The organism is Nocardiopsis mwathae (assembly GCF_014201195.1).
Classification (GTDB): Bacteria; Actinomycetota; Actinomycetes; order Streptosporangiales; family Streptosporangiaceae; genus Nocardiopsis_C; species Nocardiopsis_C mwathae.
In genome coordinates this window covers 5,153,494-5,166,151 of record NZ_JACHDS010000001.1, presented here as the reverse complement: position 1 = coordinate 5,166,151, position 12,658 = coordinate 5,153,494, and the positions used below count along the sequence as shown (strand labels likewise).

At 68.8% G+C, this 12,658-nt stretch carries 15 protein-coding genes and 1 tRNA gene; 6 read left to right on the top strand and 10 right to left on the bottom strand.

Annotated elements, in window-relative coordinates; genetic code table 11:
• Nucleotides 1-68: 68 nt before the first annotated feature.
• The 5 genes from HNR23_RS27315 to HNR23_RS22620 all read right to left on the bottom strand — a co-directional run bounded on the left by HNR23_RS27315 (nucleotide 69) and on the right by HNR23_RS22620 (nucleotide 2,782).
• Nucleotides 69-974 (bottom strand): DUF3558 domain-containing protein, encoded by a 906-nt coding sequence (locus HNR23_RS27315; protein WP_184078525.1) that lies wholly within the window; start codon nucleotides 972-974, stop codon nucleotides 69-71.
• Between the two features lie 170 nt (nucleotides 975-1,144).
• Nucleotides 1,145-1,229 (bottom strand) — tRNA-Ser (locus tag HNR23_RS22635).
• Nucleotides 1,230-1,239: 10 nt separating this feature from the next.
• Nucleotides 1,240-1,740: a nucleoside deaminase gene (locus tag HNR23_RS22630; protein ID WP_246421834.1), complete on the bottom strand. Its 501-nt coding sequence runs from the start codon at nucleotides 1,738-1,740 to the stop codon at nucleotides 1,240-1,242.
• Nucleotides 1,737-2,234 carry a tRNA adenosine deaminase-associated protein gene (locus HNR23_RS22625; protein ID WP_184078524.1) on the bottom strand — a complete coding sequence of 166 codons (498 nt, stop codon included), beginning with the start codon at nucleotides 2,232-2,234 and terminating at the stop codon, nucleotides 1,737-1,739. The genes HNR23_RS22630 and HNR23_RS22625 overlap by 4 nt, the downstream gene beginning before the upstream one ends.
• Nucleotides 2,235-2,275: 41 nt before the next feature.
• Nucleotides 2,276-2,782 carry a tRNA adenosine deaminase-associated protein gene (locus HNR23_RS22620; RefSeq protein ID WP_184080734.1) on the bottom strand — a complete coding sequence of 169 codons (507 nt, stop codon included), beginning with the start codon at nucleotides 2,780-2,782 and terminating at the stop codon, nucleotides 2,276-2,278.
• A gap of 287 nt (nucleotides 2,783-3,069) precedes the next feature.
• Between HNR23_RS22620 and upp the strand changes: the two genes are divergently transcribed.
• The 5 genes from upp to HNR23_RS22595 all read left to right on the top strand — a co-directional run bounded on the left by upp (nucleotide 3,070) and on the right by HNR23_RS22595 (nucleotide 5,801).
• On the top strand, nucleotides 3,070-3,723 hold the full coding sequence (gene upp / locus HNR23_RS22615) for a uracil phosphoribosyltransferase (protein ID WP_184078522.1): 654 nt from the start codon (nucleotides 3,070-3,072) through the stop codon (nucleotides 3,721-3,723).
• A 471-nt stretch (nucleotides 3,724-4,194) separates the two neighbouring features.
• Nucleotides 4,195-4,419: a three-helix bundle dimerization domain-containing protein gene (locus HNR23_RS22610; RefSeq protein WP_184078520.1), complete on the top strand. Its 225-nt coding sequence runs from the start codon at nucleotides 4,195-4,197 to the stop codon at nucleotides 4,417-4,419.
• A gap of 142 nt (nucleotides 4,420-4,561) precedes the next feature.
• Nucleotides 4,562-4,726, top strand: coding sequence for a hypothetical protein (locus HNR23_RS22605; protein ID WP_017620566.1), 165 nt, complete (start codon nucleotides 4,562-4,564; stop codon nucleotides 4,724-4,726).
• 16 nt (nucleotides 4,727-4,742) lie between these two features.
• Nucleotides 4,743-5,258 (top strand): PH domain-containing protein, encoded by a 516-nt coding sequence (locus tag HNR23_RS22600; RefSeq protein WP_184078518.1) that lies wholly within the window; start codon nucleotides 4,743-4,745, stop codon nucleotides 5,256-5,258.
• A gap of 306 nt (nucleotides 5,259-5,564) precedes the next feature.
• Nucleotides 5,565-5,801: a hypothetical protein gene (locus HNR23_RS22595; RefSeq protein ID WP_184078516.1), complete on the top strand. Its 237-nt coding sequence runs from the start codon at nucleotides 5,565-5,567 to the stop codon at nucleotides 5,799-5,801.
• Between the two features lie 119 nt (nucleotides 5,802-5,920).
• Here HNR23_RS22595 and HNR23_RS22590 read toward each other — a convergent pair whose 3' ends face one another.
• Nucleotides 5,921-8,554 carry a replicative DNA helicase gene (locus HNR23_RS22590; RefSeq protein WP_184078514.1) on the bottom strand — a complete coding sequence of 878 codons (2,634 nt, stop codon included), beginning with the start codon at nucleotides 8,552-8,554 and terminating at the stop codon, nucleotides 5,921-5,923.
• A 332-nt stretch (nucleotides 8,555-8,886) separates the two neighbouring features.
• On the opposite strand from HNR23_RS22590, the gene HNR23_RS22585 reads away from it, so the two are divergent.
• The gene (locus HNR23_RS22585) at nucleotides 8,887-10,239 is read left to right on the top strand and encodes an MATE family efflux transporter (RefSeq protein WP_184078512.1); all 1,353 of its coding nucleotides are present in this window, start codon (nucleotides 8,887-8,889) and stop codon (nucleotides 10,237-10,239) included.
• Between the two features lie 16 nt (nucleotides 10,240-10,255).
• On the opposite strand, the gene HNR23_RS22580 is transcribed toward HNR23_RS22585, so the two are convergent.
• The 4 genes from HNR23_RS22580 to HNR23_RS22565 all read right to left on the bottom strand — a co-directional run bounded on the left by HNR23_RS22580 (nucleotide 10,256) and on the right by HNR23_RS22565 (nucleotide 12,639).
• Nucleotides 10,256-11,092 carry a peptidoglycan recognition protein family protein gene (locus tag HNR23_RS22580; protein WP_184078510.1) on the bottom strand — a complete coding sequence of 279 codons (837 nt, stop codon included), beginning with the start codon at nucleotides 11,090-11,092 and terminating at the stop codon, nucleotides 10,256-10,258.
• Nucleotides 11,093-11,281: 189 nt separating this feature from the next.
• Nucleotides 11,282-11,728 carry a 50S ribosomal protein L9 gene (gene rplI / locus HNR23_RS22575; RefSeq protein WP_184078508.1) on the bottom strand — a complete coding sequence of 149 codons (447 nt, stop codon included), beginning with the start codon at nucleotides 11,726-11,728 and terminating at the stop codon, nucleotides 11,282-11,284.
• Between the two features lie 28 nt (nucleotides 11,729-11,756).
• Nucleotides 11,757-11,993, bottom strand: coding sequence for a 30S ribosomal protein S18 (rpsR, locus tag HNR23_RS22570; protein ID WP_017620575.1), 237 nt, complete (start codon nucleotides 11,991-11,993; stop codon nucleotides 11,757-11,759).
• Nucleotides 11,994-12,069: 76 nt separating this feature from the next.
• Nucleotides 12,070-12,639 (bottom strand): single-stranded DNA-binding protein, encoded by a 570-nt coding sequence (locus HNR23_RS22565; protein WP_184078506.1) that lies wholly within the window; start codon nucleotides 12,637-12,639, stop codon nucleotides 12,070-12,072.
• Nucleotides 12,640-12,658 lie beyond the last annotated feature (19 nt).

Here is a 12,658-nt window from a genome sequence, read left to right as displayed (position 1 = left end):
CGCACGGGCCCGCGCCGCGGCAGGGCTGCTCAGGGCTCCGGCACGGTGGCGCCGGGGCCCTGCGCCGGTCAACCCACGTTGTTCAGCGCCTGGCGGGCCAGTTCGGGCATCAGCTTCTGGGCATCGGCCCACTCGATGGTGGGGTCGCCGGAGGTGTCCGAGGGGTCCGGGCGGATGCCGCGGCTCACCTCGACCATGATGTTGTCCTTGCGGACCAGCGCCGTCGCTTCGTGGTGGCCGTCGTCCTTCATCCTGGTGAGGACGACCACGCTCTCGTCGCCGACGTCGGACTTCTCCTCCTCGACCCGGTCGCCGAGGATGCCGACGCCCTTCTCCGCGTGGAAGTCGTACATCTGCTCGGCATCGGCCACCGACGTCGGGTCATCCGGCGGCACGGTGTAGTCGACCTGGACATTGTGGAACGACCCGTCGCCGGCCAGGTGGTACCAGGTACAGCTCGCGATCGTGGAGTCGGTCAGGGTCGGCTCCCCCTTCTCCCCGTCGATCCCCAGGCCCACCAGGGTCTCGGGGGAAAAGGCGGCGCAGGGGTCGTCGGGGAGCTCGTAGGGGCCGGCGCCGATCTCCACCTTCGTCGGCCGGTCCGGGCCGGTGTAGCGGGCCGGATCCCCGTCCGGCTCCGGAGTCCCGTCCCGGCCGTCGCCGTGGGCGCCGCCGGTCGGACGGGAGCCGTCCGTCTCGGACGCGTCGTCGTAGCCGGGCAGCCCCACGGCGAGGACCAGGCCGACGACCGTGAGCACCACGAGCACCGCGCCGGCACCGAGCGCGATCCACAGGCCGGTCCGCTTCGGGGGCGGCGGGTAGTCCCCGCCCATCCCGGGGCCGCCCCAGCCCCCGTTGGGGCCCCCGGGCCCGCCCGGCAGGTGCGGGCCGTACCAGCCCGGAGGGCCCTGGTACGGCCCCTGCGGTCCGGACGGAGGCCGGGGCGGCCCGGGCGGCGGAGACCCTGCGCTCATGCGAATCCTTCCGGTGCCGACCCACCTGCGGGTGGCGACGTCGCATCGGTCCTGACGGTCCCAGAGCAGGCCGCCGCGCGGATCCCGGTCGGGGGGCGGGAGCCGGAACCCGGGCGCGACCGCCCGAGCATAAGGAAATGGCCGCCCTGGAGGACCAGGGCGGCCAGACGCGGTGGATGAGGGATTTGAACCCTCGAAGGGTTGCCCCTTACCCGCTTTCGAGGCGGGCGCCATCGGCCACTAGGCGAATCCACCGCGAGTGAGTTTACCCGAAACGACGCCGTGAGAAGAACTCGGTCAGCATCCCACCGCATCTTTCTGCGATGTCACTGCTCACGAGGTCGGGCGGGATGACCTCCGGCCGGTGGTTCAGCCTGCGGTCGCGGACCACGTCCCACAGCGAACCGACCGCGCCCGCCTTGGCGTCACGGGCGCCGAAGACGAGGCGCTCGACGCGCGCCTGCACGATGGCCCCGGCGCACATCGTGCACGGCTCCAGGGTGACGGCGAGCGTGCACCCGGTCAGCCGCCACGCGCCCAGGTGCCGGGCGGCGGAGCGGATCGCCAGCAGCTCGGCGTGTGCGGTGGGGTCCCCGACGGCCTCGCGCTCGTTGTGGCCCGAACCGATGAGGACGCCCTCGGGATCCAGCACCACGGCCCCGACCGGCACGTCCTCGCTGCCCGAGGTGAGATCGCTCTCGGCCAGCGCGAGTCGCAGCGCGGCGTCGATCTCCGCCCGCCCCATGGCCCGTTCCCCCGCGTTCATGAGTGCAGCATGTCCAGCACGTCGCCGAAGCCGGCCCGGTCGGCGAGGTCGGCGAGCACGTCACCGGGCAGCGCCCCCTCGGCCACCGCCATCGACCGCAGGGCCTTGCCCGACGTTCCGAGGTCCGCCAGAAGCTCCTCGTCGCCCCCCGGGTCGGGGTAGGGCTGCTGGCCGGTGCCCTCGCGCTGCTGGGGGGCGTGCACGTCACCGCTGTCCAGGAGCAGCGCCGCGATCGGGTACTCGCCCACCACACGGACGTCGGACAGGAACACCCGGGGGTCGGCGTGGTCGTCGACCCGGATGACGCCGAACCACTCGTCATCCGCCTCCATCATCAGGACCATGGTGCCGTCGACCGCCTCGACATCGCGGGCGGCGGCGACATCGCGCATGAGATCGGCGATGTCGTCGATGCTCTCCGTGCCCGCCAGGTCCACCACTTCTCCCCTCCACACGCCGACCGCGCGGAAGAAGAGAACCGAGAAGATCGGCACCGTCCGCTCCCGTCCGCTCCCGGTTCCAGCCGCAGGAATCCCTACCCCATCCCGTCGAGGGCACGCTGGAACGCCTGCTGGAATCCGAGCCGCTCGGAGATGCTCGCCAGGACCTCGTCGGGGTAGAGGTCGAGGTCGCCGGCGAGCGCGCCGAGTTCCATCTCGTCCATGCCGAGGTCGGCCAGGATCGACAGGTCGCCCGCGGGCAGCACCTGGTCGAGGTCCTCGTCGTCCGGGACGTCGATCTCCAGGTAGTCCAGGACCTCGCGGGCCACCGGCCAGTCGATGGAGGCGGTCACGTCGGACAGGAACAGGCTGACGTCGTCGCGGCCGTAGACGCGGATGATGATGAAGAAGTCGTCGCCGACCGAGACCAGGCCGATCGCTCCGCTGATGCTCGGCTGCTGGCGCAGCGCGTGGAGCAGCCCGGAGAAGTCCTGGGCCAGGGCCTCGGGGAGGCAGTAGACGTCCCAGAGCTCCTCTTCCCGGTAGGCGACGGCCGCGAAGTCGCCGGATTCGTCGTCGTCGCTCTGTTCGAGTTCCGTCATCGTCACCCCACCAGGCAGGCCATCGTCCGGCCAGGATCGCAGATCGGCCGGTGCGGCGTCATGGTGGTGCCTGTTCTCGTCCACGACACGCTCCGTCCCAGAGGGCCTGTCACCGTGATAGAAGTCCGCGCTCACACGTCCTATTAGAACGGACATCCCGTCCTCGGCAGAACGGGATCTAGGAAGTCAAACCCGAATCGTCACTCACGGATCCGGTGCCCCTCCGGACCGCACTAGACTCGGACGCCGACTCCCCGCTCGTTTGCCCAGCTCATCCGGAGTGTTCAATGGAAACCCTGGTCGTCGACCATCCGCTCGTCGCGCACAAGCTCACGACCTTGCGCAACGTGCACACCGACTCGCCCACGTTCCGCCGCCTGACCGACGAACTGGTCACGCTGCTCGCCTACGAGGCGACCCGGGACGTGCGTGTCGCCGACGTGACCGTGGACACTCCGCTGACCCCCATGACCGGTGTGCAGCTGACCCGGCCGACCCCGCTGGTGGTGCCGATCCTGCGCGCCGGGCTCGGCATGCTCGACGGGATGACCCGCCTGCTCCCGACCGCCGAGATCGGCTTCCTGGGGATGGCGCGCGACGAGCAGACGCTCCAGCCGGCGACCTACGCCGACCGCCTCCCGCAGGACCTGTCCGGACGGCAGTGCTACGTGCTCGACCCCATGCTGGCGACCGGCGGGACGCTCGCCGCCGCCCTGAAGCTCCTGGTGGACCGCGGGGCGGACCACATCACCGCGATCTGCCTGCTCGCCGCTCCCGAGGGGCTGAACGCCGTGGAGAAGAAGCTGACCGAAACCCTGCAGGCGGACCACGGCGCGACGCTGCGCGTGGTCACGGCCGCCGTCGACGAGCGTCTGGACGAGAACGGGTTCATCGTCCCCGGGCTGGGTGACGCCGGGGATCGGCTGTACGGCTGCTCCTGAACCTCCGATCCCGTGCCGGTCTCCCGCACCCGTTCCGCGGCGCCGCGGATCGCCATGAGCGGGCGAAGCGCCCGACCTCACCGGTCGGGCGCTTTCTGTATCTTTCCGGATCTCCATGAATGAACGTCCGAAAACGGGGAAGCACACCACACACCCCGACATCCTGGCTCGTGAAAGCCCGGATACAGGCTCGCAGGACAGGACGATCTGCCTTAGCCGAATTCATTCTGAGACGGAGACGTGACACATTAGAGTGATCATGGAAGGCGCACCTCCGGCACCGCCGATTCCCCGAACACCGCCCGACGAGGCGGCCCACCGGGCCACCACGGTCCGCATCACCTACCCTGACCTGCACTGACAGGCCTCCGACGACCAAACGCGAGCCGCCGTTCGACCTCCTGGAAGCTCACCGAACGCAGTCCGGTGAGCACGGAACGACAGCGATCACCCTTCCCCTCAAGGAGTGAGATGCCCGAGAAGACCCAGACCCCGCCCCGCGACTTCACCGCGGTCATCGACCGCCTGCACGCCGAGTTCGCCGACGTGCACCAGCAGGCGACCGTGGCCAGATGTGTCGACGCCGCACGGCACGGGGCACTGGAGGTCACCGGGAAGGCCACTCCGGATCTGGTGGAGCGGATCGCGCGCCAGCACCTCCAGGTGCTCGCCCTGGCGTTCGCGGAGCGCCGCTGACTCCGGACGCAGAGTGATCAACACCACACACGCGCTCGAAGAACGCCACGCCGATGCCGGGCATCTGGCTTTACGGGCTTGATTGTCGGTGTAACAATCAGCTTGGGTCAGTGGGTCGGCTGCATTCTTGGGGAGTTCGGTCATGGCGAAGTTGAAAAAATGGCTGGGGTACGCCCTCATCGCCTTCGTTGCGTTTTATCTGCTTACCCAGCCTGAAAGCGCCGCGGGAGTGATCGAGACCGGCCTCGGCGGTCTCATGTCCGCGGCCGAATCCCTGTCACGCTTCGTCAACGCCTTGAGCGCGTAAAGAGGGTCGATCGGCCATGAAGCTCGTAGCTCCGACCAACCGGGCCCCCGCATCGGTCAACCGCTACCTGCTACCCCACGAACAGGATGTCGTCACCATCCGGCGTCATCCCGCAGTCCTGATGACACCCGTCGCCATCGTCCTCGGCGCACTGATCGTCGCGGGCATCCTGAGCAACACCGTCCTGGCGGCCAGCGCTGCGGCGCTGGCGGTCATCTGGTGGCTGTGGCTGCTCGTGCTCGTCTGGTTCGTGTGGCGCGTCGCGGAGTGGTCGGTGGACTACTTCGTCATCACCTCGGCTCGCCTGCTGCTGACCACCGGCCTGATCACCCGGCAGGTCAACATGATGCCGCTGGGCAAGGTCACCGACATGCGCTTCGAGCGCTCGATCATCGGCCGGTTCCTCGGCTACGGCACCTTCGTCATGGAGTCGGCCGGTCAGGACCAGGCACTGAGCCGGATCAACTTCGTTCCCTACCCGGAACAGCTCTACCTGGAGGTCGTCGGGCTCATCTTCCCGGACAACGGCTAGCTCCCGGCACCGCTACACACCGACGCGCCCGCCCCTCGGCGGGCGCTTCTTTCGTGTCCGCACCCTCCGGCCGGGCGGGTGCCACCCCGGTGTTCACCCTGCCGTTCACCTTCTCGTTCACCTTCTGCCGGTGATACCGCCCACACCCCCCGCCACCTCCGGTCGGTCCGTTTTCCCTGTACAGCACCACTTCCGGAAGGTCGCAACAGCCACATTCGGGACACATGACGACGAATCCCGATTGACTTCAAAGTGAACAAACGGTTAACTGGGGTCCTCTGATAGACGAACGAGGGGGGTGTCGCCATGACTCGCCAGGTCAACCGAGCGCCGCAGACCAGCCGCCCCACTCCGGCACGCCGCCGGACCCGTCCCTCCGCGCTCCGCACGACCGCCGGACGCAGCCGCGTCCAGCAGCAGGGCATCACGATGCCCGAACCCCGTGAGACGACGGAGACACTGTCCACCGGCCGACCGCAACTGAACTGGGTTCTGGTCACCGACGAAAACGGACGTACGCGCCCCGAGGCCCGCTGGGCCTGACCGGGCCGGAGACGCCCGACGAGGGGGCCGACCACCTAGGGTGGTCGGCCCCCTCGCGCATGCGCCCATGCTCTTGTCGGCGACCGGCGTACTCCCGCGGGGTCACCCAGGTCGACTCATCACCCGGGCGCCATGTCGACGAATCGGCTGTAGTGCCCCTGGAAGGCCACGGTGACCGTGGCCGTGGGGCCGTTTCGGTGCTTGGCCACGATCAGGTCGGCCTCCCCGGCCCGCGGGGACTCCTTGTCGTGCACGTCCTCGCGGTAGAGCAGGATGACCATGTCGGCATCCTGCTCGATCGAGTTGTGGACGTTGATACCGTTCGCCACGAAGTTGTGCGTACCAAGGACGGTCGCGTCGAAGACCTCCTGCTCACCGAGCGGTTCGATCTCAGCGATCTCGTCCCAGAAGACGTCATTGGTAGCGAGCAGCTCCAGGTCGGCGTCGTCCAGGACCGCCGCGACACGACCCAGCCGCTCCCGGCTCGGCGCACGCTTCCACATGGCGCTGCCGCAGAACCGGGTCCCCATCGCCGAGGCGAACTCGCGGTGCGGCATCTTCCGCTCCTTGAGCGTCTCCCCCACGCGATCCCAGACCTGCACCGGCACGGTAGCGAGATTCGTGTTCCGCTGCTTGTCGGCCAGCTCCGCGAGACAGCGGCGAACCTGAGCATCACGGCCCCCGTTGCAGCCGATCCTCTCCAGAAAACGCTGCTGGTTCTCGGTGCCATGGATGAGGAGCTGATAGCAGGTCCGGTAGTTCCCCTTACGCGTCGGCTTGATCCTGGTCATGATGTTGAACCGGGCCAAGAGCGCCGCCACGTCGGAGATCAGGCGATGGCTCGTCGAGGCGTAGTAGATCCGGGCCTGTCCGGCCTTCGCGTCCCAGTGGACACACCCGTCGGTCGCCCAGAGATGGTGGAGGAACAGCGCCACCTGCCGCTGGGACAGCCCGAAGACCGGTTCCGGTACGAACTTCTCATGACTGCGCAGCCCGAAGAGCCCCAGGTCGTCCAGCCAGGCGGCGATCGGGTTGCGCTTGCCTCGGGCCAACCGGAACGGTGCTGGCAGGCGCAGCGTGGTCACCCGCGCCTGCGCGAAGTCGTCGCGAACGGCGGTGACCCTGAAGTGCTCGGCGGCCTTGGACACGGCCGCGAGGTTCGCCTCGTCCACGCTCGCGTAGCGCAGTGGCTGCCGCCTGACGAACGAGCCATCGCCGATGAGGTGGGCGAGAAGGACGACCTCCGCTTCGGCCCACTCCCTGGTCTCCGAAGGAGCCGGAACGTGGCGCGGGACCGCGATCCGAGTGCCCGAGGAGAGATCACTCAGCTGCTTCCACCCGTCATAGGTCAAGAACGGGTGGTTGCCGGACGCCGTCACCTCGCGGCCCGAGGTCAGACGCAACCGGAAGGTCTCCTTGACCCCGCTGGAGAAGACGTGGGTCATCGTGCGGGGGACCAGGCGCAGGCGCTCGTCCAGCGACCACACCGGGATGTCGCGCTCACCACTGCGGTACAGCTCCCCCATGGTGACCTCGGCGCCGGTGTCCGCGCGCAGGACACGCGTGTCGGCCGTCAGACACCCGGACTCACGAAGGTCGCTGACCTGGGGTTTCTTGTCGGTACGCTGCTCCGGACCACGGTTGAGCTGCGACAGCGCGATGACCGGGACCTCAAGCTCCTTGGCCAGGAGCTTCAGGGACCGGGACATCTCGGAGACCTCCTGCTGGCGGCTCTCCACCCGGCCGGGTGAGCTCATCAGCTGCAGGTAGTCGACGACGACCAGCTTGAGGTCGTGCTGCTGCTTGAGGCGGCGGCACTTGGCGCGGATCTCCATCATCGACATGTTCGGGGAGTCGTCGATGAACAGCGGCGCACTGGCGACCTCGCCCATGCGGCGCGCGAGCCGCGCCCAGTCGTCGTCGGTCATCAGCCCCGAGCGCATGGTGTGCAGCGGCACCCGCGCCTCGGCCGACAGCAGCCGCATGACGATCTCGTTGCGCCCCATCTCCAGACTGAAGAACACCGACGTCAGCTGGTTCTTGATGGACGCTGCCCGGGCGAAATCCAGGGCTAGTGTCGATTTGCCAACGGCCGGCCTGGCCGCGATGATCACCATTTGTCCGGCATGGAGGCCGTTGGTGAGCTGGTCGAAGTCGGTGAAGCCGGTAGGGACGCCGGTCATGGAGCCGTCGTGGGCCGAGATGGCCTCGATCTCGTCGAGGGCGCCCGGCATGATGTCGCTCAGCGGGAGGTAGTCGTCGCCGGTGCGCTTCTCGGCGACCTTGTAGATCTCGGCCTGGGCGTGGTCGACGAGGTCGTCGACCTCGCCGTCGCCCGCGTAGCCGATCTGGGCGATGCGGGTGCCCACCTCGACCAGGCGGCGGAGGATCGCGCGGTCGGAGACGATGTTGGCGTAGTAGCCGGCGTTGGCCGCCGTGGGGATGGACTCGGTGAGGGTGTGGAGGTAGACGGCGCCGCCGACGCGGGCCGCCTCGCCGCGCTTGGTGAGTTCGGCGTTGACGGTGATGGCGTCCACCGGCTCACCGCGGGCGAAGAGGTCGACGATGGCGTCGAAGATGGTCTGGTGCGCCGGGCGGTAGAAGTCGTGCGAGCGGACGATCTCCACGACCTGGGTGATGGCCTCCTTGGAGAGCATCATGCCGCCGAGCACGCTCTGCTCCGCCTTGATGTCATGCGGAGGGGTGCGGTCGAATCCGCTGCCTTCCTCCGGCGTATGATCAGCGACGCTCACGAACTCTCCCCCTGGGACCCGACCGGCACGATGCCCATGCCGGGACTTGGATTGTCGCGACTGGGGACAGCGGATGCAAAGCGGCCTGTGGATACAGCTGGGGAGATCCTGTGGACGAACCGCGCGTTTCTGCGGATAGCTTGTGCACAACGGTTGTGGATAACTTCCCCGACACCAGCGCACATGCTATGTGACCTGCAGAAACGCTATGCCCAGGGTGTGCATGAAAGAAAGTTCACACCCGACTGTCCACAAGTTATCCACAGGCGCAGCCCTCAGTTGTGGATCTCACCGCACCCCCTCGAACGCCTGTCCGCTAACGTGGCAGAGCCATGCCCAGACTGCTCTCCGCCCTGCCGTTCCGGCACGTCCACGACCGGCAGATCTTCCTCCTCGCCGTCCCCACGTTCTTCGCCCTCATCTCGGAACCGCTGTTCCTGCTGACCGACTCCGCCGTCGTGGGCACGCTCGGCACGCAGGCACTGGGCGGGCTCGGGGTGGCCAGCCAGGTCCTCCTGACGCTGGCCAACCTGTGCATCTTCCTCGCCTACGGCACCACCGCGGCGGTGGCCCGCCGGTTCGGTGCCGGGGACGTGCCCGCCGGGATACGCACCGGGATCGACGGCCTGTGGCTGGCACTGGTCATCGGTATCGCGGTGGTGGCCGTCGGCCAGGTGTCGGCCACCTGGCTGGTGCAGGCGCTGGGCGCATCGCCCGAAGTGGCCCCCTACGCCCTGACCTATCTGCGGATCAGCCTGCTGAGCGCGCCCGCACTACTCGTCATCATGGCGGGAACCGGGGTCCTGAGGGGCCTGCACGACGCGAAGACCCCGCTGCTCGTCGCCGTGGGCTCCAACCTGGCCAACATCGCGCTCACCGTCACCTTCGTGCTCGGCCTGGGCTGGGGTATCGCCGGGTCGGCGTGGGCCACCGTGTTCGCGCAGACGGCCGGTGCGGCGGTCTACATCGCCATGGTCGTCCGCGCCGCCCGCCGCCACGGCGTCGGCCTGACCCCGGACCTCGACGGGCTCAAGGCCGCCGCCGCGACCGGTGCCGCGCTGTTCACCCGCACCGTCTCGCTGCGCGTGGTGCTGGTGGTCATGACCGCGGTCGCGGCCCGCCTCGGCGACCCCGAGATCGCCGCCCACCAGGTGGCGTTCCAGATCTGGGCCCTACTGGTGTTCGCCATGGACGCCATCGCGATCGCCGGGCAGGCGATCATCGGACGCTACCTGGGCGCGGGCGACCGCGCCGGAGCCCGGGCCGCCACCCGCCGCATGGTGGAGTGGGGTGTGCTCATCGGCGTTCTGTTCGCCGCGCTGGTCCTGCTCGTCCGGCCGTGGGCGCCCCTCCCCTTCACCTCCGACCCGCGGGTACACGCCCTCATCCTGGGAACGCTCGTCCTGGTCGCCGCCCTGCAGCCCGCCAGCGGCGTGGTGATGGTGCTCGACGGCATCCTGATGGGCGCCGGCGACCAGCGCTACCTCGCCTGGGCCAGCCTGTGGACGATGCTCGTCTTCCTACCGCTGGCCGCCCTGGTGCTGTGGACGACCCCGGAGGGCGACCCGAACGGGCTGTTCCGGTTGTGGCTGGCCTTCGGCGTGTGGATCTGCGCCCGTGGCGTGACCCTGGGGCTGCGGGCCAGGGGTGACGCGTGGCTCGTCACCGGCGCCACGCGCCCCTGACCACACGCCGCCCTGTTCAGGCCGCCTCTCCGCTCCCGAGGGCGGGTCCGTGGTAGAAGAGGTCGCCGCGTTCGTTCGTCGGCACCTCGGGGAAGGTCGGCAGCAGCTCCTCCGGCGCCTCCAGCAGCTCGTCGGCTCGGATCACCAGGGGCAGCCCCAGGGTGCTCATGCGCTGCGCCACGTTGGTGCGCAGCATCGGCAGCATCGCGTACAGCCGGTCCCCGGGGCAGTTGGTCGCGTTGTAGTCGCGGTGCCCGACGATGGCGCGGCGCGGGTCGAGCCGGTAGACCGCGCAGAGGTAGGCGCATAGCTCGATGAGGGAGTTCATCAGCACGCCGGGCGGCGTCGTCGACGTGTAGGTGCCCTCGTTCTCGATGCCGATCGTGTGCGCGTTGTGATTGGCGGTGTGCGCCCCGACCACGTGCCTGCCCTGGCCGAGCGCGGAGATCACGCTGTTGCGCCCCTCCATGATGTAGCCGCCCCGGCTGATGGTGAGCTGCTGGCCGATGTCGTCCCACCCGTTCCTGTCCATGTGGTGGCGCTGGATGGCGCGCGAGAGCGAGGCCGCATGGCTCGTGCTGTAGTTCGTGCTGTTGGGCGTCGCGGTGTGGTGCACCACGATCCGGTCCGGTCGCCGGTTGAGCACCTGGGCGGGACGGCGCGCCGAGCGGGCGCGCCACTGGGAGCGCGTGTAGATGTAGGGTCGTGCTTCGGCCACAGCGGAGTCGGCGTCCCCCAGGACGGCCGCTCCCCCGAGCAACGCCCCTCCCGCTGCCAGGGCGGCCGTGTGCAGCGCCCTCCTGCGGGTCATGCCCTGACTGCGGTCGTCGTGGTGTCGCCGTTGATCGGACATATCCAAGCCCCGTCCTTCCTGTGTGGAAGCAGCTCCCCAACAGAAAGATAAGTCGCAAAGCGTGATCAAGCGATCACCCCTTGCTTTTCGGTGTGTCCTCAACCTCCCACAACGCCAGCGGTCCCGCCCCCGGAACGGGGGCGGGACCGCTGTACTCATGGGCACCGGTGCCCGGAGGCCGGTTCGGCGTCAGGCGCCGACGACCTCCAGTGCGATCGTCGCGGTGACCTCGGGGTGGAGGCGGACCTCCACCTTGTGGTCCCCGACGGACTTGATCGGGTTGCGGATCTCGATACGGCGCTTGTCGACCTGCGGGCCGCCGGCGGCCTTGACGGCCTCGGCGACGTCCGCCGCGGTCACCGAGCCGAACAGGCGGCCGCCCTCGCCGGCGCGCTGCGTCAGCTTCACGGTCAGCGCGCCCAGCTGGCCGGCGGCCTGCTTGGCGTCGTCCAGGTTGCGGATGTCGCGGGCGGCACGGGCGCGGCGGATCGAGTCGATCTGCTTCTGCCCGCCGCGCGTCCACCGGATGGCGAACCCGCGGGGCAGCAGGTAGTTGCGGCCGTAGCCGTCCTTCACCTCGACGACGTCGCCCGGGGCACCGAGACCATTGACCTCGTGGGTCAGAATCAGCTTCACGACTAATACCTCCCTCGGAATTCCCCGGTTAGCGAGCGGTGCTGGTGTAGGGCAGCAGCGCCATCTCGCGGGCGTTCTTGATCGCCGTGGCGACGTCGCGCTGGTGCTGGGTGCAGTTGCCGGTCACCCGACGGGCGCGGATCTTGCCGCGGTCGGAGATGAACTTGCGCAGCAGAGTCGTGTCCTTGTAGTCGATGTAGGACAGCTTCTCCTGGCAGAAAAGGCAAACCTTCTTCTTGGGCTTGCGCACTGCCGGCTTCGCCATCGTGGTGCTCCTTGTTCAAGAGCCCCGGATCTCTCCGGGGATGGTCATTCGGACAGAAATACCGCTGGGAACGGTGTTAGAACGGCGGCTCGTCGGAGAACCCTCCGCCGCCGCCGAAGCCACCGCCGCCGCCGTTGGTCGCCCACGGGTCGTCGGCGGGAGGACCGGAACGGCCACCCTGCGGGCCGCCGAAGCCGCCCCCCTGGTTGCCGTAGCCTCCGCCGCCCTGCTGGGGACCGCCGCCGAATCCGCCGCCGCCACCACCGAAACCGCCGCCCTGGCGCTGCGACTTCGTCACCTTGGCGGTGGCGTAGCGCAGTGCGGGACCGACCTCTTCGACGTCGATCTCGAAGACGCTGCGCTTCTGCCCTTCCTTGTCCTCGAACGAGCGCTGCTTGAGGCGGCCCTGCACGATGACGCGCATGCCGCGCTGCAGACTCTCAGCGACGTTCTCCGCGTACTGCCGCCAGACGGCGCAGGTGAGGAACATGGCTTCGCCATCTTTCCACTCACCGCTCTGGCGGTCGAAGACACGCGGGGTGGACGCGACGCGGAAGTTCGCGACCGCGGCCCCGCTGGGGGTGAAGCGCAGTTCAGGGTCATCGACGAGGTTGCCGATGAGCGTGATCTGGGTTTCGCCTGCCATGGGATTGGCTCCGGTTGGA

Bases quoted from the DNA above. Each gene is read 5' to 3' on its own strand.
- HNR23_RS22580 (WP_184078510.1), bottom strand. From the start codon at position 11,092: ATGTCCGATCAACGGCGACACCACGACGACCGCAGTCAGGGCATGACC.
- rpsR (WP_017620575.1), bottom strand. From the start codon at position 11,993: ATGGCGAAGCCGGCAGTGCGCAAGCCCAAGAAGAAGGTTTGCCTTTTC.
- HNR23_RS22585 (WP_184078512.1), top strand. From the start codon at position 8,887: ATGCCCAGACTGCTCTCCGCCCTGCCGTTCCGGCACGTCCACGACCGG.
- HNR23_RS22630 (WP_246421834.1), bottom strand. From the start codon at position 1,740: ATGAACGCGGGGGAACGGGCCATGGGGCGGGCGGAGATCGACGCCGCG.
- HNR23_RS27315 (WP_184078525.1), bottom strand. From the start codon at position 974: ATGAGCGCAGGGTCTCCGCCGCCCGGGCCGCCCCGGCCTCCGTCCGGA.
- HNR23_RS22610 (WP_184078520.1), top strand. From the start codon at position 4,195: ATGCCCGAGAAGACCCAGACCCCGCCCCGCGACTTCACCGCGGTCATC.
- HNR23_RS22600 (WP_184078518.1), top strand. From the start codon at position 4,743: ATGAAGCTCGTAGCTCCGACCAACCGGGCCCCCGCATCGGTCAACCGC.
- HNR23_RS22620 (WP_184080734.1), bottom strand. From the start codon at position 2,782: ATGACGGAACTCGAACAGAGCGACGACGACGAATCCGGCGACTTCGCG.
- upp (WP_184078522.1), top strand. From the start codon at position 3,070: ATGGAAACCCTGGTCGTCGACCATCCGCTCGTCGCGCACAAGCTCACG.
- HNR23_RS22595 (WP_184078516.1), top strand. From the start codon at position 5,565: ATGACTCGCCAGGTCAACCGAGCGCCGCAGACCAGCCGCCCCACTCCG.
- HNR23_RS22605 (WP_017620566.1), top strand. From the start codon at position 4,562: ATGGCGAAGTTGAAAAAATGGCTGGGGTACGCCCTCATCGCCTTCGTT.
- HNR23_RS22565 (WP_184078506.1), bottom strand. From the start codon at position 12,639: ATGGCAGGCGAAACCCAGATCACGCTCATCGGCAACCTCGTCGATGAC.